At 37.4% G+C, this 23,486-nt stretch carries 20 protein-coding genes and 1 pseudogene; 6 read left to right on the forward strand and 15 right to left on the reverse strand.

The genetic code is table 11. From position 1 onward, the window contains the following. Positions 1–480: 480 nt before the first annotated feature. From VBD025_RS00115 to VBD025_RS00125, 3 genes are all read left to right on the forward strand, one after another. The gene (locus VBD025_RS00115; protein WP_430788127.1) at positions 481–1,404 is read left to right on the forward strand and encodes a TIGR01777 family oxidoreductase; all 924 of its coding nucleotides are present in this window, start codon (positions 481–483) and stop codon (positions 1,402–1,404) included. Positions 1,405–1,617: 213 nt separating this feature from the next. Then, on the forward strand, positions 1,618–2,175 hold the full coding sequence (locus VBD025_RS00120) for a GNAT family N-acetyltransferase (RefSeq protein WP_430788129.1): 558 nt from the start codon (positions 1,618–1,620) through the stop codon (positions 2,173–2,175). Between the two features lie 56 nt (positions 2,176–2,231). Continuing rightward, positions 2,232–2,366, forward strand: coding sequence for a YfhE family protein (locus VBD025_RS00125; protein WP_430788131.1), 135 nt, complete (start codon positions 2,232–2,234; stop codon positions 2,364–2,366). A 266-nt stretch (positions 2,367–2,632) separates the two neighbouring features. Here VBD025_RS00125 and VBD025_RS00130 read toward each other — a convergent pair whose 3' ends face one another. The 11 genes from VBD025_RS00130 to VBD025_RS00180 all read right to left on the reverse strand — a co-directional run bounded on the left by VBD025_RS00130 (position 2,633) and on the right by VBD025_RS00180 (position 14,425). Beyond that, positions 2,633–3,334: a hypothetical protein gene (locus tag VBD025_RS00130; RefSeq protein WP_430788133.1), complete on the reverse strand. Its 702-nt coding sequence runs from the start codon at positions 3,332–3,334 to the stop codon at positions 2,633–2,635. 2 nt (positions 3,335–3,336) lie between these two features. Next, a complete protein-coding gene (locus VBD025_RS00135; RefSeq protein ID WP_430788135.1) occupies positions 3,337–4,194 on the reverse strand; it encodes an ABC transporter ATP-binding protein in 858 nt (285 codons plus the stop codon). Further along, positions 4,184–4,558, reverse strand: a complete 375-nt coding sequence (locus VBD025_RS00140; protein WP_430788137.1) for a GntR family transcriptional regulator — start codon at positions 4,556–4,558, stop codon at positions 4,184–4,186. The genes VBD025_RS00135 and VBD025_RS00140 overlap by 11 nt, the downstream gene beginning before the upstream one ends. 114 nt (positions 4,559–4,672) lie before the next feature. Next, positions 4,673–5,542, reverse strand: a complete 870-nt coding sequence (locus VBD025_RS00145) for a ComEC/Rec2 family competence protein (protein ID WP_430788139.1) — start codon at positions 5,540–5,542, stop codon at positions 4,673–4,675. Between the two features lie 939 nt (positions 5,543–6,481). Further along, on the reverse strand, positions 6,482–8,617 hold the full coding sequence (locus VBD025_RS00150; RefSeq protein WP_430788141.1) for an AAA family ATPase: 2,136 nt from the start codon (positions 8,615–8,617) through the stop codon (positions 6,482–6,484). Positions 8,618–8,877: 260 nt separating this feature from the next. Next, on the reverse strand, positions 8,878–9,030 hold the full coding sequence (locus tag VBD025_RS00155; RefSeq protein ID WP_430788143.1) for a hypothetical protein: 153 nt from the start codon (positions 9,028–9,030) through the stop codon (positions 8,878–8,880). A gap of 116 nt (positions 9,031–9,146) precedes the next feature. Then, a complete protein-coding gene (mbcS, locus tag VBD025_RS00160; protein WP_430788145.1) occupies positions 9,147–10,724 on the reverse strand; it encodes an acyl-CoA synthetase MbcS in 1,578 nt (525 codons plus the stop codon). A 143-nt stretch (positions 10,725–10,867) separates the two neighbouring features. Further along, positions 10,868–11,665, reverse strand: a complete 798-nt coding sequence (gene pdaA, locus VBD025_RS00165) for a delta-lactam-biosynthetic de-N-acetylase (protein WP_430788147.1) — start codon at positions 11,663–11,665, stop codon at positions 10,868–10,870. A gap of 57 nt (positions 11,666–11,722) precedes the next feature. Then, the gene (locus VBD025_RS00170; protein ID WP_430791194.1) at positions 11,723–13,045 is read right to left on the reverse strand and encodes a Na+/H+ antiporter family protein; all 1,323 of its coding nucleotides are present in this window, start codon (positions 13,043–13,045) and stop codon (positions 11,723–11,725) included. Positions 13,046–13,164: 119 nt separating this feature from the next. After that, positions 13,165–13,968 carry a YfkD family protein gene (locus VBD025_RS00175; RefSeq protein WP_430788149.1) on the reverse strand — a complete coding sequence of 268 codons (804 nt, stop codon included), beginning with the start codon at positions 13,966–13,968 and terminating at the stop codon, positions 13,165–13,167. Between the two features lie 64 nt (positions 13,969–14,032). Beyond that, positions 14,033–14,425, reverse strand: coding sequence for an OsmC family protein (locus VBD025_RS00180; protein ID WP_430788151.1), 393 nt, complete (start codon positions 14,423–14,425; stop codon positions 14,033–14,035). 152 nt (positions 14,426–14,577) lie between these two features. Between VBD025_RS00180 and VBD025_RS00185 the strand changes: the two genes are divergently transcribed. Then, entirely contained in the window at positions 14,578–15,735 is a 1,158-nt protein-coding gene (locus VBD025_RS00185; protein WP_430788153.1) for an MFS transporter, read from the forward strand. 1,015 nt (positions 15,736–16,750) lie between these two features. Here VBD025_RS00185 and VBD025_RS00190 read toward each other — a convergent pair. Both VBD025_RS00190 and VBD025_RS00195 read right to left on the reverse strand, forming a co-directional pair. After that, on the reverse strand, positions 16,751–17,443 hold the full coding sequence (locus VBD025_RS00190) for an amino acid ABC transporter permease (protein WP_430788155.1): 693 nt from the start codon (positions 17,441–17,443) through the stop codon (positions 16,751–16,753). Position 17,444: 1 nt separating this feature from the next. Beyond that, positions 17,445–18,314 (reverse strand): transporter substrate-binding domain-containing protein, encoded by an 870-nt coding sequence (locus VBD025_RS00195; protein WP_430788157.1) that lies wholly within the window; start codon positions 18,312–18,314, stop codon positions 17,445–17,447. Between the two features lie 215 nt (positions 18,315–18,529). Between VBD025_RS00195 and VBD025_RS00200 the strand changes: the two are divergent. Further along, a pseudogene (locus VBD025_RS00200) lies at positions 18,530–20,502 on the forward strand (heavy metal translocating P-type ATPase). Between the two features lie 71 nt (positions 20,503–20,573). Here VBD025_RS00200 and VBD025_RS00205 read toward each other — a convergent pair. Beyond that, complete coding sequence (locus tag VBD025_RS00205) at positions 20,574–21,404, reverse strand: YihY/virulence factor BrkB family protein (protein ID WP_430788159.1); 831 nt, start codon at positions 21,402–21,404, stop codon at positions 20,574–20,576. 28 nt (positions 21,405–21,432) lie between these two features. Continuing rightward, entirely contained in the window at positions 21,433–21,738 is a 306-nt protein-coding gene (locus VBD025_RS00210; RefSeq protein ID WP_430788161.1) for a YtxH domain-containing protein, read from the reverse strand. Positions 21,739–22,087: 349 nt separating this feature from the next. Here VBD025_RS00210 and VBD025_RS00215 point away from each other — a divergent pair, with 349 nt between their 5' ends. After that, positions 22,088–23,446, forward strand: a complete 1,359-nt coding sequence (locus VBD025_RS00215; protein WP_430788163.1) for an alanine/glycine:cation symporter family protein — start codon at positions 22,088–22,090, stop codon at positions 23,444–23,446. The last annotated feature ends 40 nt before the right edge of the window (positions 23,447–23,486 follow it).

Consider the following 23,486-nt stretch of genomic DNA (forward strand, 5'->3'; position numbering starts at 1 on the left):
TGCGTATAATAATAAAAGCGAAGGCGACTGGTCAGAAGCGGACGCATAAGCAAGAGACCGAAATCGCCCGGTTTTGGCGTTGAAGTGTCAATTGCTTATGACGGCAGCTTCTAGGAGCCGCAGCTGGATAATAATAAAAGCGAAGGCGACTGGTCAGAAGCGGACGCATAAGCAAGAGACCGAAATCGCCCGGTTTTGGCGTTGAAGTGTCAATTGCTTATGACGGCAGCTTCTAGGAGCCACAGCTGGATAATAATAAAAGCGAAGGCGACTGGTCAGAAGCGGACGCATAAGCAAGAGACCGAAATCGCCCGGTTTTGGCGTTGAAGTGTCAATTGCTTATGACGGCAGCTTCTAGGAGCCGCAGCTGGATAATAATAAAAGCGAAGGCGACTGGTCAATGATGTATAAAGTCGCTTGGAGCCGCAACTTGGAATATAATAGTAAATATGATAATACGTATTGATTGGAGTGTTTGAATTGAATATCTTAATTACAGGTGGAACAGGGTTTGTTGGATCTCGTTTAACTGAATCTTTAACGAAAGAAGATCATCATGTTTACATATTGACCCGCTCACCGCAAAATCATGAGGATACAGCACTTGTCACATATATCCCGTTTGATTACTATGTACGTGACCTCCCGACAATTCATACAGTGATCAATCTTGCTGGAGATACACTATTTGGCTATTGGTCAACTGAAAAGAAAACAAAAATCATGAAAAGCCGAACAGAAGTAACTCAGCACGCTATTGGAATGATGCAGCAAATGGAAAAGAAGCCTGACGTGTTTATTAGTGCTTCTGCAGTCGGATTTTATGGATCAAGTGAAGATGTTATCTTCACAGAAAACACAACTGATCATGGCGATGACTTCCTTGCAAGCGTTGCAGTTGCTTGGGAGAAGACAGCCATGCAAGCTGCTGACGAACTAAAGATTCGTACTGTATGTACTCGTTTCGGAATTATTATGGGTGAAAAAGGGGCATTACCTTATATGACCATGCCGATTAAAATGTTTGCTGGAGGTAAGATTGGTACAGGAGAACAATGGATGTCGTGGGTTCATGTGGAAGATGTTGTTAACTCCATCATTTTCTGTATGCACAATGGACATATTGAAGGTCCAGTAAATGTTACAGCTCCTAACCCTAAACGTAATAAAGAATTCACTAAAACTTTAGCGAAAGTATTAAAAAGACCGTATTGGTTTACCACTCCTTCGCCTGTTATAAAAACGGCAATTGGAGAAATGAGTCAACTTTTAATAAAGGGACAGTATGTACTTCCACGAAAATTACAGGAGGAAAATTATCAATTCTCTTACCCCAATCTGGAAGAAGCATTGCGGGCAATTAACCTTCATAAAAAGCCGCAAAAAAAAGCGAAAAAAGATTAAAAAAATGATTCACATTTTCATTAAATCCGTGTAATATAATAGCAATGATAAATAAATGATAAAGGGAAGGCAAATGGTGCGCCACCAGTGTTTACTGGTTCTAGTGGGTTCGATTCCCACCCCGAATTTTTGTTGATCGCTAACTAAAAATTCGAGGGTGGGGCACGCCAGGCTTTTTCAAGATACCCACCTTAAATAGAGGAGGGTATTTTTATGCTAAAAAAGCGTGATTTACATGAGGTCCCTGCATTATTTGATTTACTGAAACACCCTGAAGTGTTTCCATTTGTACGGCATAAAGCAGATACTAGTGATGAATTTTATTTCATTACAAAACAAGTGATGGAAGCAGAAGAAAAAGGGGAATTAATTTCACGTACTATTTTAGATGAATTTCATCAGCCGATTGGCACTATTAATTTGTATGATATACAACAGCAACACGGATTTTTAGCAACATGGATTGGTAAACCCTATTTCGGCAAAGGCTATAATAAAACGGCGAAAGATATGTTTTTTGAAGAATTGTTCTTTCAACAGAATATTTCCGGTATCTTCATGAAAATACGTAAAACAAATGTACGATCCTTAAAAGCAATTTTAAAAATCCCTTATGTCGCGCTAGGTAATGCTCTTTTTCCTGATGTGTATCAAGCGATTAACCAGGAAAATGATATCTATGAGTTATTTGTGATCTCAAAGGAACAATATATGGCTTATAATCAGTTTCTTTCACCTGAACTTGCAGAAGGTGATGAAGAGGTTTCCTAATCCATGTATATTCTGCCTAAAAATTTGCCACCCTATAAATAGAAAAGAGGGATCAGATGAAAGGCAATTCAAAAGGCGAAAATCGAACACTTGGTAATTTAAGCAAAACACAAGAAGTACTTTATCAGAAAGAATTCAAACGTGCCGATAGTATTTATCAACAGAATACCCAGAAAAACAGCCGATCTTAACAACTAATCGGCTGTTTTTTTAAATTTGATTTATTATCCACATAACTGTGTTCATGCTGTGGATAATCGCATTAAAAAGGCAATACAAAAGCCTCTTTTATACACACCGAAATGTGAACAACTTATTTACAACTTGTTAATAATGTGTATAACCCTTGAGATTATTGTTAATAAGCAACTTCGATTGTGTATAACTTTGTGGATGATTTCAAGTTGTTAAACTAGAAAGATAAGGCACAAGCCTTATCTTTCTCCTTCTTCTTCACCTACTTTTTTATACCAACAGTTATATTACGTATTAATAACCAGGTGATTCCATAAAGGAAGATGGTAATGCCAGCTAATTGATAGAAAAATACTAAACTCAAATTTTCCACTATTTCTATAACGAAATCGGTTAAATAACCACCAGTAAACACGATTAATAATCCAGCGAATAAGACCGAAATAAAAATGCCTCCACCTGCTAAACCATATTTATAAAATAATAACCCAACTCCATACATCACGGTTAGAAAGAAAAACATCGTTATCGAATCAATAATTACTCTGTTTATCCACGTATCGTCAACTAATAGAGCAAGATATAAAAATCCAAATGTGTCAAAAGATAATTGATTTGTTAAAAGCAAAACAACTTCCTGTATGATATTTGCTAGTAAAGCTTTTACAAATGCCAGCCCCATAAAAAATATTCCCAAACTGATAAAGTAGTTTTTTCTTGTAGCACCCATTTTAATGGAAAATGGTATAGATTCTTTCACAGTGATAAAACCAAATATTGAACAATAAATTGCCATTGCAAACGTCAGGCTAAAATTCATATTTACTTCACCAACATCTAGCAAAACATAAGTAATTACAATTGTTCCCACTAATGATGCCACTAATATCGCCCAAAAAATCATGAAGGATCTTTTTGAGTCTGCTACAAAAAAATAAAGTAAGCCTTTAATTTGTCTATCCATCTTTAAGCCCCCCTTTTTCCCTCTGTTAAATGAATCATTAATTCCTGAATTGGAATTCCTTCAGCTTTAAGTCCTGCTGCTTGGACTTCATCCTTTTCGCAGTATGCAAATGCTGTCATCATACCCGCAAACTTTTTCTTATTAATTATTGTTTTATTGGTACAAAATGCTTCAACCTCGTCTACTGTTCCAGTAATTGCGCATGTCTTGGTCCGTAATAGATCAGTCTCTTCTCTCAAGACTAAGTTACCGTCCTGCATAATCAATACCTCTTCAAAGAGAAGACTTACTTCATCAATCAAATGGGTCGAGAATATGATGATTCGTTTTTCTTTTTCATATTCCTCCAGTAATATTTCATAAAATCTGCGTCTAGCAGCTGCATCTAAACCGATATATGGTTCATCAAAAATCGTTATCGGAGCCTTGCTTGAAAGCCCTACTATAATTCCTAGGGCAGAACCCATCCCTTTTGACAGTGTCTTCACCTTTGATTTTTTATCAAGACTATATACATCAATCAACTCCTCAGCAAGCGCCTGATCCCATGTAGGATAAAACATGGAGTAAATTTTTAGTACATGTTTAATCGATAAATCTTTTTTAAAATTGTTATCTTCTTTAATTAAGCAAATGGATTCCGTTAATCGCTGATTATCGAACGGATTTTCATTATCAATTCTGATATCACCACTTGAAGCCAAAATATGTCCTGCAAGAATTTCCATAAATGTCGTCTTCCCTGCCCCATTTCGACCGAGCAATCCATATATTTTGGGCTCCGTTAGAGAAAATGAAATATTGTCGAGCGCATACTTACTTTTATACTTTTTCGATAAATTTTTCACGTTAATTTCCATTTTCATCCTCCTTATTAATCATTTCAACTAATTCTTTCTTTTCAATATGCAGCTTTTTTGCTTCCTCCTTAATAGGTAAAATAAAATTTTCATAAAATGTTTCCTGGCGTTTTCGAATTAGAATTTCTCTTGCATTTTCTGTCACAAACATCCCTACACCCCTTCGTTTGTATAAGATATTCTCATTTACAAGTTCATTAATCCCTTTCGCAGCAGTTGCTGGATTAATTTGATAAAAGCTTGCAAACTCATTCGTTGAAGGGACTCGTTCCATCGATTTGATATTTTCATTAATAATGGAGTCTTCCAGTTGTTCCTTAACCTGCATAAATATTGGTTTATTTTCATCGAGTGAATTTTTCATCTTCAACTCCTCAGTTAATTGGTTAGTTACTTATGTAACTAACTATATAACTAGTTGTTTCTAAAGTCAATAAAATTTGTAAAAATAAAAAAGCTCACGTCTGGTGACATGAGCTCATCCTTTGTACAATCCACTTGCAGGACCTTTTTCAGTCCAAATGTAATATTCTTTTCCATTAGTAGATATTGTAATATTTCCAAATACTGCTGTAGAAAAGATGGATGCATCCACTTTGTAAAGATTTTCAATTACTCGGTCTACCGGATGACCATAATCATTTTGCTTGCTGTATGTTAGGATGGCGACTTGCGGTTTCACTTTTTCCAGAAATTCTTTGGAAGAACTTGTTCGACTGCCGTGATGGGCCACCTTTAATACTTCGGCTTGCAGATCTTCTATTTTTGTTAATACTTTCTCCTGTTTTTTCTCAATATCACTCATAAAGAGAAAATCCATTTTGTTGTACGTCACTTTTAGCGCAATTGAAGATTCGTTGTTACTTCGAAATGGTTCATACGTATTTAAAACACGAATCTCCAATGATGGATCAAGCTTTATCATTTGGTCTTTTTTAGCAATCTCGACAGGTATATCCTGCTTCGCAATTTGTCCGAGATATTTGCGGTACGTTTTTGTTGTGTAAAGTTTGCCTGAATCCATAATTTTTTCGATTTTAAACGATTTCATAACTTTAGAAAGACCACCAATGTGGTCAATGTCTGGATGCGTTACGATAAGTAAATCAATTTTATTAATCTGCTGCTTTTTGATGAAATTTACTATGTCTTTACCTGATTCAGGCGTACCACCGTCAATTAATATGGTTTTATCAGCAGGTGTCTCAATTAAAATACTGTCTCCTTGCCCAACATCAATGAAATGCACATCCATGTTGGGCAGCTGTTGCCCATGAATGGTATTGCCAGGAAGTAAAACAAGTATAAAACAAACTAATATAACGCTATACCATCTAATATTCCGCATGAACAACATCCTTCGTTTTTAATTACTTACCCAGGCGAATTTGACCACAATCTATTGTAGTAGTTGATACACAATTCCACTATACTGCGACGTAAATTTATTACCAAGAAATGTTCTAAAGCCGCCGTCCAGGATCGCTGCGGGCGGATGCTTTCCGCGGGCACGGCTTCAGTCTCCTCGAGAACCCCACTCTGCGGGGCCTTCAGACTCGTGCTGTTCCCGCAGGAGTCACCGCCCTCCACTCACCAGGACTGGTAAAGCTGTTTATGTCTTAGTTCTTACTCGTTACTAGTGCATTCTGAAAAAGAAATAGCTACCGAGAATGCACTTTATATATTCGTAAAGTCCACATTTTTGTCTAGAAATTTTTGTCGCTGGCAGTTAACTCCTGCTTGAGGAAAGTCATGGTCACTGGAAAAGAGATAGATCTATAAAATTTATTTCTCACTTTTAACTAAGCATCTTCGAATATACGAAGACTCCTGTGGGAACAGCGCGAGCTGAAGATCCCGCAGGAAAGCGGTTTTTGCTTATCCGAGGAAGCTGAAGCCGTGCCCACGGAAAGCGAAGTATATTCGAAGATGCGAAAATAGATTCACATATTTCGTACTACACACAACTTTTTCAGTGGCCACCTACAACGGCACAAGTAGGCTCATCAACAGCCCTAAGGTGCGCGACTGCCATCAGCGGAAATGATAAAACCTTGTCAAGTAACATGTTTCAATTGCTAAAGAACTATAATTGATTACATATATCAAAAACTTCTGCGAAAGTTGAGTTACTTTACTATTATAGTTTTCACAAATTGTTTTCAATTATGAGCAGCATTTAAAATTTATTAGAACAACTAGTTAATATCTGCATCTAGACTGGGCTATTCATATTTTACAAACAAAAAAAGCTGCTGGTATGAGAACCAACAGCTTTACGTATCGTTTAGCCTTTATTAACTACTATTTCATTTTCAACTAAATCCACTTTTACATTTTCCACTGAACTTTCTTCCAGGATTAAATCAGTTAATTGATCCTCAATTTTGTCTTGAATTACCCGACGAAGTGGACGTGCTCCAAATCGTTTATCATATCCAAGTCTGACTAATTCACGCTTTGCATCTTCTGTGATCGTTACTTTCAGTTTATTATCTTCTAACGTTTGCTGTAAGTCACCCAGCATTAACTCTACAATTTCTAATAAGTTTTCTTCTGTCAATTCATTAAATGAAATGATGGAATCAAAACGGTTTAGGAACTCTGGCTTGAAGTATGCACTCAGATTCTCAAGAGTTGATACTGCGTCATGTTCTGCTTCTGTGAAGCCAACATGAACCTGTTTATCGCCAGTTCCAGCATTACTTGTCATAATAATGACGGTTTCTTTAAAGCTAACGGTACGTCCATGCGAATCAGTCAGGTGACCATCCTCCATGATTTGCAGGAACATATTTTGTACATCTGGATGCGCTTTTTCTATTTCATCCAACAGGAGAATAGAATAAGGATTACGACGTACCTTTTCTGTTAATTGTCCTGCTTCTTCATGGCCTACATACCCTGGAGGTGAACCGATAATTTTAGAGACAGCATGTTTTTCCATGTATTCACTCATATCCAGACGAATTAATGAATCACGTGATCCAAACAATTCGTTTGCCAATGCTCGTGTTAATTCTGTTTTACCTACTCCGGTTGGTCCAACAAATAAGAAAGATCCAATTGGACGGTGTTTTGATTTCAACCCCGCACGGCTTCTGCGAATTGCCTTAGCAACTTTATCAACTGCCTGCTTTTGACCAATAACACTCTCGCTCAGATTTTCGGCGATATTCTTCATTTTTTCCTGCTCGTCTTTCTGTAGCTTGGTAACAGGAATCCCTGTCTTTTCTTCCACAATTAACAAAATATCCTCGATGGATACATCGCTTACTTGTGCCTCATTTTTTGCTTTTTTTAATTGCTTTTGTATTTGAATTTCCTGGTATCTCAAATTAGCTGCCAGTTCATAATTTTCTTCATCAGCAGCATTTTCTTTTTCACGCACAATTTCATCTAACCTTTGCTGAAGTGAATCAGAATCCTTCTCTGTGTTTGCCAGATTCAGACGAGATCCGACTTCGTCCATCAAATCGATTGCTTTATCAGGTAAAAAGCGATCTTGTATATAACGCTGTGAAAGCGTTACAAATGAACGAACAGCATCTTCAGAGTAAGTGACCTCATGAAATTTTTCATATCGATCTTTAATACCATTTAGTATTTGAATTGCTTCTTCAGCAGATGGTTCTTTCACAATAATAGGCTGAAAACGACGCTCAAGAGCAGCATCTTTCTCAATCTTTCGATACTCTTTCAACGTAGTTGCACCAATTAATTGCAGTTCACCTCTCGCTAATGCCGGTTTTAAAATGTTACCAGCATCCATCTGCGAACTTTCAGCTGTACCTGCGCCAACCAGCAGATGAATTTCATCGACAAACAGTATAACGTTTTTTCTTGTTTGAAGTTCTTGAACAAGTTGCTTCATACGCTCTTCAAATTGACCTCGCATACTGGTGTTTGCAACTAGGGATGCAACATCGAGTAAATAGATTTCTTTATTCATAAGTTTAGCTGGTACATTACCTTCTACAATGTTTAATGCTAATCCTTCAGCGATTGCTGTTTTACCTACACCAGGTTCACCAATTAGTACAGGGTTATTTTTATTACGTCTATTCAGTGTTTCAATTACTCGTTTCACTTCGTTATGACGCCCAATAACCGGATCTATTAGACCTGCTCGAGCAGAGTGAGATAAATTCTTACCGATATTATCCAATAGTCCATTTCCTTGCTTTTGACCTGATTTCATTCCTACTTTAGAGGATCCGCTTCCATTGCCGAATTTTTCCTGGAATGAATTTTCTTGATCCTGATTTGAACTTTGTCCAGAAAAGGACCCATTTGAATTTATTAATTTCCCTTGAATTTCCTGGAAACACTCATTACACACATGTAAATGTATTCTTTCCTCATTGAGTTTCATAGTTACATTAATATCAGCTGGACGAACTCCACATTGTTGACAATTCATTTGCGTTTCCTCCTCATAATCTATATTAGTTAACGCGACTTCCAACCATTCTAAATTGGTTAAAGTCAAAGTTTCGAATTAATTTTATACGTTCTTTCCAAAAGATCAATTAACTTTGACTAAGTTTGACCTTTGATTTTATTATACTCTGACCAATTTTGACTTTCAAGTTTTTTGTTTAACTATTTTACAGTTTTTATTCTCCAAACAAAAAAAGGGAGCTGTCTGAAGTGCGCATCAGAACATCCCCTTTTCGATCGTTATTTTCTTTGACTTCTCTTATTTTGCTTGTTGTCTAAATTAAGAAACTCACTCTCGGTAACAGATTCTGAATTTTCGCCTTGTATATTATGCTTATTTCGATTGTTCTGTTTACCTTTATCTTTGTTGCGATTCTTATTTTGCTCTGACATAGATAAACCTCCTATTTAACAAAGTTGAGTTTGGCTTACCTCCCTATTTTATCCATAATAAAAAATGTAATCCCTGAAAATGAAAAAAGCACCTGGAGTTCCAGGTGCTTAAATGTCTACATGGTTTGTTTTTCTTTTGTACGCAACTCAATTCGACGTATTTTTCCTGATGTAGTTTTCGGCAGTTCATCGATGAATTCAATCTTTCTAGGATATTTATATGGTGCTGTCAATTCTTTAACATGATCCTGCAACTGTTTAATTAAATCTGGATTACGTTGATCTACATTCTCTTGCAGTACAATAAATGCTTTTACAATATTACCTCGTATTTCATCAGGGCTTGCCACTACAGCGCATTCCTGAACATATGGATGTTTAACCAGTGCATCTTCAACTTCAAATGGTCCAATTGTATAACCGGAGCTAATGATAATATCATCACTGCGGCCTTCAAACCAGAAATACCCATCTTCATCTTTGGTTGCCTGGTCGCCTGTTACATAGTAATTTCCGCGTTGTGATATTTTAGTTCTTTCACTATCCTTATAATACTCTTTAAATAATGCTGGGCAATCCAGTTTTACAGCAATATCACCAATTTCATTTACCGCTACAGGCTCTCCATTTTCGTCAATAATGTCTACTTCATTACCGGGTGTTGGTTTTCCCATTGATCCGGGCTTAACTTCCATATCTTTCATGACGCCAAGCAATAGTGTATTTTCTGTTTGGCCATAACCATCTCGAACCGTTACATCAAAATATTTATTAAATGTATCTATGACTTCACGATTAAGTGGTTCGCCTGCAGACACTGCACTGTGTAAAGCGGGCAATTGATAATCCTCTAAATTATCTACCTTTGCCATTAAGCGATATTCAGTAGGTGTACAGCACAATACATTTATGTCATGGTCACTTAATAACTGTAAATACGTTTTCGGATCAAATTTACCATCATAAACAAATCCTGTTGCTCCAGATCCCAGCACAGATAAAAACGGGCTCCATATCCATTTTTGCCAACCAGGACCGGCTGTAGCCCACACTTTATCACCATCATTAATACATAACCAGTTTTCTGATGCGGTTTTCAGATGAGCAAATCCCCATCCATGTGTATGGACCACTCCTTTTGGATTTCCTGTCGTTCCAGATGTATAGGGCAGAAATGCTATGTCATCGCTTTTAGTCTGGGCAACCTCCAAATCATCAGATGACTCTTTCATAAGTGACTCTAAGTGTAACCATCCATCAGCAGGCTCACCTACTACAAAACGTGTTAAATCGTTGTATTCGTTTACTTGTTTATACTGATCTACAAATGGATAGTAGCTAACAACTCCAGCAACTTCGCCATGAGCGATTCTATATTGCAAGTCCTTGGCCTTCAACATTTCAGAACTAGGAATAATGATAATTCCAGTCTTCAACGCTGCAAGATACACTTCATATGCCTCAATTAACCTAGGAATCATCACCAATATTTTGTCTCCCTGTTTTAATCCCGCATTAAGGAAAGCGTTGCCAATTCTATTAACATTTTTCATCAATTTGCTGTACGTAATTTCTTTAGTGTTCCCTGCTTCATCTTGCCAAATCAAAGCTGTTCTGGTGGAATCAACAGCATAGCGCTCCATTTCCATTACGATGTTATAGTCTGCAGGTGCAAGTAAGTCTTCTCTGTTCATAAATTTCAACTCCAATGCAAGAATTTATACTCAGTATAGCAAAAGTTAAGAAAATTTCAAATTAATACACGTTAGAAAATTTGCTAATTGTCGAGCCCTGCAAGAAAAAAAACTCCAGCTGCAGCAGCCAGAGTTCTGAGTGTTTAGTATACAAATTCAGGAAGCATATCTTTTAGTAACAAATCATCCAGGCTTTTAAATGAATATCCCTGTTTCTTAAGATCCTTAATAATTCGTGGCAAAGCTTCGGCGTTATCTGATGAAACAGTATGAAGCAAGATTATTGCTCCAGGATGAACCTGCTTCATCACTTGATCGTAAGCAAAACTTTCACCTTTTTGTTTATCTGTATTCCAATCTGAAAACGCTACTGACCAAAAGATATGGATATAACCCAGTTCATGAGCCCAGTCAAGCGTTTTTTCACTAAATATACCGCGCGGCGGCCGCAAATACTTCATTTGATCCTGATCGGTTATTTCCGCTACTGCATCCTCGAGCGTTTCTAATTCTTTTTTCATAGTAGCTTTCGATACAATCGAGAAGTCCGGATGATGATACGAATGGTTTCCAATAATATGTCCTTCTTTTACCATTCGTTTAATAAGTTCCGGTTTGCTCTCTACATAGTGTCCAGTAACAAAAAAAGTTGCTGGTACATTTTCATTTTTTAGAGCGTCTAACACTTTTGGTGTATAACCCTGCTCATACCCATTATCAAAAGTGAGATAAATAACCTTTTCCCCTGAATCATCAGCATAGTATGCACCATATTGATCTAACATTTCCTTGTATTTCCCTATCTCAGGTATTTCATGATTGGTACTTTTTTTGTAGCCCCATCCATAACCCTTTGCCGCAATCTCTTCAGCAGGAAGAATATAGAAAAAGGTAAGAAAGGTTAGTGTGAGAGTTCCAATAATAATGTTTAATTTTTTCATCATTACCCACCTATTTTTTTCTTACCTTTTCCTTATATATGCTGTTTTATTCATTAATTAAAATACCATTGCGCCGATCCAACCGAAAATGAACAACGGAATATTGTAGTGCATAAACGTTGGAACACATGTATCCCAGATGTGGTGGTGCTTCCCATCAGCATTTAATCCAGATGTAGGACCCAGCGTACTGTCAGATGCAGGTGATCCAGCATCTCCTAAAGCTCCAGCAGTTCCTATTAACGTTGCGGTAGCGATTGGTGAAAAACCTACCGACACACAAATTGGTACGTAGAGCGCTGCAATAATTGGAATGGTTCCAAAAGAAGAACCAATTCCCATCGTAACAACTAAACCTACAAGTAATAATACAAAAGCAATAAGTGCTTTGTTATTTTCACCAAAGATACCGGAAGACACTTCAACCAGGGCATCGACCGCACCAGTTTCTTTTAATATTGCTCCATATCCAGATGCTACCAGCATTACGAATGATATTGTACCCATCATGGCAATACCGTCTGTCATTACTTTGTCCCCCCTGTGGAAAGGAACTACAATAAATAAAAACATTAGGATTAAACCTGTTAGGGCTCCGACAATAAGGTTACCTGTAATGAGCTGTAACGTCAGTGCTGCCACGATTGAAATAAGTGTAAATAAATGCTTTATATTAAATTTAACCTCGTTTGCAATATAATCGGTTTCCATATCGACTTCTTCTTTATCCAGTTCCGTATTTGACTGTTTCGAACTTTTTTTACGATAGGTGATAAAGACCGCATAAAGAAGTCCGAAAATCATACCTAAACCAGGTATTAACATGGAAATTGTTACTTGGTTAAGTGAAATTTCTAATCCGTTTGCTGCCATACTGTCTCTGATAATGCCTTGGAATATCAAACCAAAACCTGCAGGAATCATAATATAAGGCGTAACTAATCCGAAAGTTAAAGCTGATGCTACACCTCGACGATCCAGATTCATGTCATCAAATAATTTTAGTAAAGGCGGGATTAGTATAGGAATAAATGCAATATGAACCGGTATCAGGTTTTGCGATAAACAAGCTACTCCAGCGATAGCTAGGAGCATCATTGTCTTTTTACCTGTTAACTTTTTTATTAAGTAATTGACTAAAATAGTGGTGATTCCTGTATAACTGATTGCAACTGCAAAAGCACCTAATAGGATGTAGCTTAGTGCAGTTTCTGCTTGTCCACCCATTCCCCCGACAAGCATTTCTATCGAATCGACTAGTGATAGTCCGGCCATCAGACCGGCAGTAATGGAAGCTAAAATAATTGCTATAATAACATTTACACGAAGTAAACTTAACACGGTCATAACTAAAACAGAAACTACTACTACCCATTCCATAATGCGATACCTCACTTTCATAACTTCTTAACACTTCATCATGATAAAGCATTAAAGCGAAAAAATCAAGGCGTTCTCTCATAACTTAAAAAAAGCCCTTATATAAAGGACTTTTTACGTTACTGGATTGTAAAGGAGAAGCCTAAATGATCCTGTATTGGAATCCAGGCACCAATCCCCTGTTTTGTAACATTCTTAATTTGTATGGCTTTTTTACTCCCCTTAAGCTGAATATAAACATCACCAAACGTAACCTGCCCTTTATCTATAACCGCTGGGACATAAGAAGTTAGTCGACCGAATTTGTTCACAGGAATTGTATACTCGTTTTCTTTCTCTGTATCTATACCAATAACCGTTTCATAAGAAAGAGGTAAATTCGTTTCCTTGATTGCATCTACTAGTATCATTTTTTTCACATCATCAGGACTAGCAATTTTATTAACAAGTGCACCAGTTATTTTTCTTTGTTCTTTTTGTACATAATGCATCTTTTGCGGAACAGTTCCCCCGACGTTATTTATTTCATTTGTATTCACTTTTTGATATTCCCAATTTACCGTAGTATCCGTCGATTTATAATTAATTGCCCACCTGCCCAAATAAATCATACCTCGATATCCGATGGAAAACGGCGTAGGTTTTACACTTGATTCATTAAGCATTTTAATCAAATCAGGGTTATCCACGGAAATATCCAGCTTTTCGATAAGCTCTTTAGTCGCTTTACTGGGTTCCACTATTTCCTGATCCTCTGATGAATTACTGTAGGTATTTTCTTTGGAAATAGTCAGCACGTGATTCGGCACAGCAAAATCCTTATCCGCAGACATTTTTTCTTTACCGTAAATGGTGGTGGGGAAAATTAGCAACAGACTAATAATTGTTGGGATGACTGCCTTCATTATTGGTTTTCTATTCATGTGTCACATTCCTTTCATTTCTCTTAGTTTTTTCTGACACACGAATATTATACCTATAAACTTCTTAGCGGCTTAGCTCAATTGTTTCCAGTGTTTCTTCTATTTTAATGCTTGATTCCACCGATCGAATCATGGAACAGTTCTTCCTGGCTAGTTCTAAGTTTTTGTAAAGTTTTTCTTTGTTCAGATGGTATCCTTTCACACTATAATGAAGAGAAATCCGTTCAATCCGATTTGCTTCTTTGGGATTTCTGTCGACTTCAGCAGTTATAATCAAATCTTCAATTTCAGCACGCTGCTTCTCTAAAATTTTTCGAAAAACAGATCCGCTGCATCCCGCTATAGAAGCAACCATTAACTGAAATGGGCGATAACCATAATCTTCATTTCCTGAAATAGAGAGCTCTCCGTAATCCAAACTGGTTCGCATTCCACTTTCCTTTAAATAGAACTTCATAATCTCACACCCCTTTATAATTTTTAATTCCATTTCTTCTATTATAACCCCATACAGGAATTTCTGGCGATCATCTTGTTTGACCTTGAAGCTAATTACAATTAGATTAATATAAGATAAAAGCAATTTATTTAGTTGGAGGGGAATACATTTTGGCTTCAGCACGAACTAGGTTTTGGGTTTTAATCTCACTTGTGGGAATTTCGGGTTTTTCACAAGGAATGATCCTTCCACTCCTGGCAATTATTTTAGAACAAAATGGGGTTCCATCATCGGTCAATGGCCTTCATGCTACCGGTCTCTATATCGGAGTACTTATTGCCTCTCCGTTCCTGGAAAAGCCGATGCGAAAATACGGATTTAAGCCCATTATTGCAATCGGTGGCTTATTAGTTATCGTGTCACTGACTCTTTTTCCACTCTGGGATGCACTTTGGTTTTGGTTTATTCTGCGTATGCTTATCGGAATTGGCGATAACATGCTGCATTTTGGGACACAAACTTGGATTACATCTACAAGCAGTAATGAGTCGAGAGGCAGAGATATAGCTTTTTATGGTTTATTTTTCGGACTTGGATTTACACTCGGGCCACTTATGACACGTTTGCTTGCTATTAATGAGACTCTGCCGTTTCTATTATCTGCGTTGTTAAGCTTGATCGTTTGGTCGTTGCTCTTGGTCGTGCGAAACCAATTTCCCGAAGATGATATTCATTCCGGATATGCGACCAGTTCTTTTAAGCGATATATTCAAACAGCAAAGCTTGGTTGGGTGGCATTGTTACCAGCATTTGGATATGGATTTCTGGAGGCAACGCTGCACGGAATATTCCCAATCTACGGTTTACGAATTGGACACGATGTAGATATGCTCTCTCTCATCATTCCATGTTTTGCAGCAGGAAGTGTGCTTTCTCAACTCCCGCTTGGAATCCTAAGTGATCGATTTGGTCGAAGAAACATATTAATCAATGTATTGACCGCTGGTACGATTTGTTTTTTATTAGTAACTTTTTTCGAAACGTCAATAATCGCACTGTTCATTCTGTTTACACTTGCAGGTATATTTGTCGGATCGTTATTTTCACTTAGCATTTCTTATTTAGCGGATATTCTCCCTCGATCATTACTTCCAACTGGAAATATAATGACGGGAATTGCTTTTAGTATTGGCAGTATAACTGGTCCTTATCTAGGCGGAGTGTTTATAGAAATATTACCGGATGTCTCATTCTTTTACGTAATTGTTGGCATGCTGCTAACTATTCTGATCACTACCATTTATAAGAAGAATCCTGTACCAACTTAAAATTTTAATAAACTTGGCTTTTCCCCAAGTTTTAGTGCGAAAGCCTTAGATGCAAGAATGCAGTTAGTTAGAATTTATGTTTTCTTCACTCCTAATTAGAAAAACTCGACATTCGCCTCGTTTTTAATAGCGAATGCCGAGTTTTTGCTTATACCGGTATTTGCTCTAAACCTTTATACATATAACTCAATTATCGCAGAATAAAATAAGGTGAATATCTCGCAATCCATTTTCGTTGTGACACAAAATCTCTACACTGCGAATTAACAGCAACTAGATTTCCGCTGATGGCGTGCCTACTTGTGCCACCGCAGGTGGCCACTGAAAAAGTTGTGTGTGGCACGAAATAGGTGGATCTATTTTCGCATCTTCGAATATACTACGCTTTCCGTGGGCACGGCTTCAGCTTCCTCGGATAAACAAAAACCGCTTTCCTGCTTAGATCTTCAGCTCGCGCTGTTCCCACAGGAGTCTTCGTATATTCGAAGATGCTTAGTTAAAGGTGAGAAATTAAATTTTAAAGATCTATCTCTTTTTCAGTGACATTTGTCGCAATCCAGTATCTCACCGATGACTTCCATCGTCACAGATTTATTAAATACACTTTTGATATCTATGTCTATTTCAACATGCATTAGCTTAACCAGTCCTGCATCGTTCCGGGCGGTGACTCCTGCGGGAACAGCACGAGTCTGAAGGCCCCGCAGAAGAGCATTTTTAAGAGGAGGGCCAACTAAAACCGTCCTTTGCGGACAACGTTGGCATACCCCTTGTCGGGGCAAGGAGACTGAAGCCGTGCCCGCGTGAAGCATCCGCCCGCAACGATCCTGGACGGCAGCTATGGAAGCAAACTAAAAGTTACGTCTCAGTTTCCATCAACTACGACAAAAGTAACTAATAGCATGTGAAAACCTCAAGCGGGCTAGGCGTTGGAGCTAGACAGACAAACATAAATATTTTATACATTCTTATCTTTTAAGAAAGACACTCAAAAAATTTGAGTGTCTTTCTATCGTTAGATGTATTTACTTGACTTACTTTCAAGTCGGTCCTGTAAAAAAGATATGACCATACAAATTGGCCAGTAAATTAATGCAATTGTAATATACATTGTCATTGAATCAAATGAACGCCCAGCAACAATTTGTGCCTTTTGAAAAATTTCTGGAACTGTAATTACCGCTGCAAGTGAAGTTGCTTTTACAATATCCATAAAAACATTTGTCAATGGAGGAACAGCTATACGTGTAGCTTGCGGCAAAATAATTTTCCGCATTGTTTTCCAATAACCAATATTCAATGCTCTTGCAGATTCCCATTGTCCTTGATCTACACTGTTTAAAGCTGAGCGATTAATTTCTGCTATATACGCTGCACTGTTCAAGCCAAAACCAAGCGAAGCAGCAAGTACTGCTGAGAGTTCAATACCAATATAAGGTAAACCAAAGTATAGGATAAACAAAAATACTAAAATAGGCGTACCACGCATGAAAGAAATGTACATGCGCGCGGGATAGCGCCATACCTTTGCTTTTGAACCTCGGGCTAGGGCAAGAAATAATCCAATTACTAGTCCAAGCCCCATACCAATAACTGCAATCATCAATGTTAGCGGCACGCCTTCCAAGAGGAAAGGCAGGTTGTTCCAAGCAAGTTCCGCATCGAAAACTTTTCCCAGTTGTACATCATTAAACTCAACGTGAAACATGTTAAATATCTAATCCTTCAATTTCTCGTATTTTACCCTCAGGTTTTTTAGATACATCTTCGCCACCATAGTATTTTTCAGCAAGCTCAGTTAATGTACCATCCTCACGCATTCCCTGTAAGGCTTCGTTCATTTTATCCACTAGTTTCGTGGCATCTTTAGGCGCAACAATTCCTTGTTCAGTTGGATGAAACTTTAAATCAGGATGAATTTTTATGTCATATTGGGTAATTGCATCTAGAGCTAGTTTCTGTAAGTAATAATCATTAATTACAGTGTCCGTTCGACCATTATCCACATCCTGTAGATATACATCATTTGAAACGTTACTGTATGTTACGACTTCTGCACCGAAGTGTCTTGCAATATCACTAAACACTGTTGTAGCACCGCCTCCGGCTTTTTTACCCTTCAAATCTTCTAATGTCTTAATTCCGGATAAATCCTCTGACCGAACGATTAAAGATGTAAATGAATATTTATATGGTTCAGTAAAAGAGAAACTCTTTTTACGATCATCGGTAATTTCAATATCATTGATCGCTACGTCAATACGATTACTGTTTACAGCAGGCAGCATCGCATCGATTCCCATTGTTTTGAACTTCACATCTAATTTCAATCGTTTCGCAATTTCGCGGATCACTTCTGGATCATAACCAGTCAATGTTTCTGATCCTTCAGGATAATATGAAGCAGCGAATAATGTTCCAGAAGTTCCTACAACGAGTTCACCTTTTTCTTTAATTTCAGCCCACTTTCCATCTTCATTAGTTTCGTTTGAAGATGATTCTTTCTCCGCTGAATCACCACAGGCAACTAAAGCGAATAGTATAGCTATCATTACAAGTAAAACCTTTATTTGCTTCATATAACCGCACTCCTTTTTTATTGTTATAGTAATAATTATATTTAGATTGTAACAGTTAAGTTTATATTATACAACGTTAAAACTTTCCTGTTTCAAAATATTATTCATCTGTATTAATTGGAGTTATAGATAGTTATTGACTTTATTTAAACACGTGATAATATAATAACAAGTATTTAATTATAATAATTATAATTTGAAAGGGGATTATGTAAATGACTAGCCATAATGAACACCGTTATGAATCTGCCCTACATAGGTTTTTGCCAAATAAATTATACGACCACAGAGAAATTATTGCTGCAATCATTAGTGGCGTAATCATTTTAACTGCCTGGTTAATATCTGATTATATAAACCATATCACATGGGTTACCCTTCATCTTTCAGCATTTGGAATTGGTGGTTATGCCAAAGCAAAAGAAGGTTTGGAGGAAACTTTTAGAAATAAGGAACTTAATGTGGAAATGCTGATGGTTTTTGCAGCAATTGGATCAGCAATGATTGGCTACTGGATGGAAGGTGCGATACTGATCTTTATATTCGCATTGTCTGGAGCGTTGGAAACTTACACCATCAATAAAAGTAAAAATGAAATTTCATCATTAATGGAAATGCAGCCGGAAATGGCAGTACTACTTAAAAATGAAAAAGAAGTAAAAATATCTGTCGCCAAATTAACTATTGGAGACACTATCCTGGTGAAAGCTGGAGAAAGAATACCTGCAGATGGCATAATAATTAAAGGTAGAACCTCCATTAATGAGAGTGCAATTACCGGGGAATCCATTCCTGTTTCCAAACAGGAGGAGAGTGAAGTTTTCTCTGGAACTGTCGCTGTCGACGGGTCGATCCAAGTAAGAATTTCAAAGTCCAATGACCAAACCTTGTTTTCAAAGATAATAAACCTTGTACAATCTGCGCAAGAGGAAAAATCACCTTCGCAGCTCTTTATTGAAAAGTTTGAGGGAACTTATGTAAAAGCAGTATTACTTCTTGTCGGTACAATGATGATTCTTCCGCACTTTTTCTTTGGTTGGACATTTACCGAGAGCATTTATCGCGCAATGATATTATTGGTGGTTGCTTCTCCATGTGCACTTGTTGCATCTATCATGCCTGCTACTTTATCTGCCATTTCCAACGGAGCTAAAAATGGCGTGCTTTTTAAAGGTGGCGTGAATATAGAGAATCTGGGGCATATCAAAGCGATCGCATTTGATAAAACAGGTACATTAACAAATGGAAAACCTAAAGTAACAGACTATTTCATAAAAACTGGGTTGAGTGAGAAATATACATTGGAGGTCATTGGAGCTATTGAAAATGAATCCTTGCACCCTTTGGCACAGGCTGTTACGAGTTATTGTAAACATAAACTAAACCTATCCAACTTTTCCATTCCTGTTTCACATCATACTACGGTAAGTGGGAATGGACTGCAAGCAATCATTGGTAATGATACCTGGACGTTAGGGAAAACGGGATTTGTAGGAGAGAATGAAGCGAATAGTTTTCAAAATGGGATTGCGTCGAGGTTAGCTGCTGAGGGGAAATCGCTTGTATTTATTAAGAAAAACACTGAAATTATAGCATTGCTGGCATTAAAAGATACCATCCGAAAAGATGCAAAACATGCTATCGAACAACTTAAAAAACAACATATTTTCACCGTCATGCTTACGGGCGATAATGAATTAACTGCCAAAGCGATTGCAGAAGAGGCTGGAATCGATGCTTATATTGCCGATTGTCTTCCTGAAGAAAAAGTTCAACACATCAAAAACTTACGCATGTGGCGATGGTTGGTGATGGAATAAATGACGCACCTGCACTTGCAACTGCAAATGTCGGAATAGCCATGGGCGAAGGTACAGACGTAGCCCTCGAAACAGCGGATGTGGTTCTTATGAAAAGTGATTTAACTAAAATTTCCAATGCATTTAATCTATCCCAGCAAATGAATAAAATAGTAAAACAAAATGTTGTCTTTTCATTAAGTGTAATTGGACTATTAATTGTTTCCAACTTCCTGCAAATACTCGACTTGCCACTAGGTGTTATCGGCCATGAAGGCAGTACCATTTTAGTGATTCTGAACGGTTTACGGTTACTTACAGTTAACAACGAAACTCACTACTCTGCTTCCGACCATAGCGGTGGGCTGGCACGTAACCTGGCAGGTTAAACATATTACTCTATAAACTCGTTTCTCTACATACTGAGGCCCTGACGTTAAATTAACGTCAGGGCCTTTAGTTAGATATTTAATCTGCCGGTTCGCCTTTGCTTAATTACTGCATTAATAAGACCGCCGAGAATTATTATAATTCCCGAAATATAGAACCAAATCATCAATGTAATAACTGTCCCTAAACTACCATAGGTTGCAGAATAACTAGCAACAGAACTAACATAATAAGAAAATGCCAATGAAACTAATTGCCATCCTACGGTCGCAAAAATAGACCCCCAAATAGCATCTTTAATCAAAATCTTATGGTTAGGCGCCATTTTGTATAGTGCTAACAGCACGAGGAAAAATACAATTGATGAGACTACCCAACGTAAAGTTTCCCAGAGGTTAAGAAAACTGGCTGACAGTCCAAAGAATGAAAATAGGTATTCACCAATCATCTTTCCAAATATAGGAAGTAAAAAGGCCATAATTATGACAACAACCATTGCAATGGTCAAAATAATTGCGATCAGACGAGCTACAATGAAAGATCGATTTTCATCGACTTCATATGCCAAGTTGAATGCTTTCATAATTCCATTAATACCAGCAGAAGCAGACCAAATAGTACCAACAATACCAATTGATAGCAGTCCGCCATTCTGTTCACTAACCAACTGAGTGATATTGGTGTCTATCAAGGTCATGATCTCTTCTGGTGCATAAACACTCAGAAATGAAATTACATTTTGTGAATCTAACTTTAAATAACCTATTAGAGTTAATAAAAACAATAAAAAGGGGAATAAAGATAGCAGGAAAAAGTAGGCAAGCTGTGCTGCCATACCAAATACATCTACCTCTTCAACCTTTTGAAATAGTTGTTTTGAGAATCTAACAGCTTTATTCATACTAGTCCCCCTTGCTGTGTATATACAATTAATTAATCGACTTTAATTTTTTATCCTCTGATTTTTTTGTAAGCGTATCAATAGTTTTTTCCACTTGTTCAAGAGCGTTAATTGCACTCTCAGCACTTGTATTAAATGTATTATTGAACTGATTACAAGCCGTGCGAGCTTTTTTCACAGCTTCTGAAGGGTGTTTTAAATAATACTCTCCGTCTCTTGTTAAGCTTTGACACTGTAACTTTGTACGATGACGTGTCTCCCGGTCAAAAAGAGTTGTTAATCCACCAAGTAATGCACCAAGCACCATTCCATACACTAATTTATTATTTTTCATGTTATACCACTCCTCTGTTATATGCATTAGACTTGTCTAATAGACGTGTATTTCATTAGAAAACTTTGCTTATCGCCTAGCTTTATTGGCGAAAGCCTAAGTTGTACTTAAGCAGTAAGAAAGGATTTATACTTTCTTACCTGCCAAGAAACAATAACCCGTTAACTAAACATGTCATTTAAATGGAACCAATTTTATTTCTAACTTACCTTTCCCCTCATAATAGGGAAATAAACAACCTATTTTTAAAGTTACTAAAAAAAATTTAAAATTAGCTTGACTTTACGAAGGAATTTTCGGAATATTTATGATAAGCACAAAAATAATAGATTATATAAGGAGGAATTACATGTCTGACTTAATTAGTAGTATTAGCGGTTTTGTATGGGGGCCACCAACTTTAATATTAATCGTTGGAACTGGCCTCTATCTCACCATCAGATTAGCTTTTTTGCAATTTCGTACGATTCCTTATGCGTTACGACTCGCATTTAGTCCAAAAAGACAGGACAAGGCTTCTAAAGGGGATATAAGTCATTACGAAGCCCTCACTACCGCCATGGCCGCCACGATTGGTACCGGTAACATTGTCGGTGTAGCTACTGCAGTCGTTCTCGGGGGGCCAGGAGCGGTTTTCTGGATGTGGATTAGTGCTCTATTCGGAATGGCAACCAAGTATGCAGAAGCGCTACTGGCAGTGAAATACCGAGTTGTAAACAGTAAAGGCGAGATGTCTGGTGGTCCAATGTATTACCTCGAACGTGGTTTGAAAGCAAAATGGTTAGGTGTTACGTTTGCTGTTTTTGGATCGGTAGCAGCTTTTGGTATCGGAAACATGGTTCAATCAAATTCCGTTTCTGATGCACTAGAACGTTCGTTTAGTGTTCCTACATGGGTTACCGGTTTGATCCTTACCTTATTGACTGGTCTAGTTATTTTAGGCGGAATAAAAAGTATAGGGCGTGTTACTGCATTTTTTGTTCCAGTGATGGCTTTATTTTATGTGATTGGTGGACTTATTATAATTGTAATGAATTTAGATATCGTTCCTTCAGCAATTGCGTTAATCTTTAACGATGCATTTACAGGCAGTGCTGTCGGTGGTGGTATCCTCGGAACTGTTATCCGTTATGGTGTAGCACGTGGAGTATTCTCAAACGAGGCTGGTCTTGGATCAGCGCCAATAGCTGCAGCAGCTGCAAAAACTGATTATCCTGGAAGACAGGCACTTGTCTCAATGACACAGGTGTTTATCGATACGATTATTGTATGTTCTATAACTGGAATTACAATTGTAATGGCAGATATGTATTCCGGATCAACCTTAGATGGAGGAGATTTAACGGCAGCATCATTTGCTTACTTCTTAGGAGATACGGGTGGTTATATTGTAACAATTGGTATCGTATTATTTGCTTTCTCTACACTCGTCGGCTGGTCTTATTACGGTGAAAAATGCTTTAGTTACTTATTTAATGATAAAGCAGTTCCTTACTACCGCGTAGTATTTGTTCTAATCGTGTTTTATGGCGCGGTTGAAAAACTAGGTATTGTTTGGGGTATCGCTGATATCATGAATGCTCTAATGGCAATCCCGAACTTAATAGGGCTCCTCGGCCTATCCGGCGTAGTAGTTTATGAAACTAAGAAATTTATTAAAGTGGCAAAAGAAGAAGAATCGGAACGCAAAAGAAAAAAAGCAGCTTAAGGATGCAAAAAAGGAGCTAACCCATATATTTTATTGGGTT

This window comes from Virgibacillus flavescens, from assembly GCF_050574275.1.
Lineage (GTDB): Bacteria > Bacillota > Bacilli > Bacillales > Amphibacillaceae > Virgibacillus_F > Virgibacillus_F flavescens.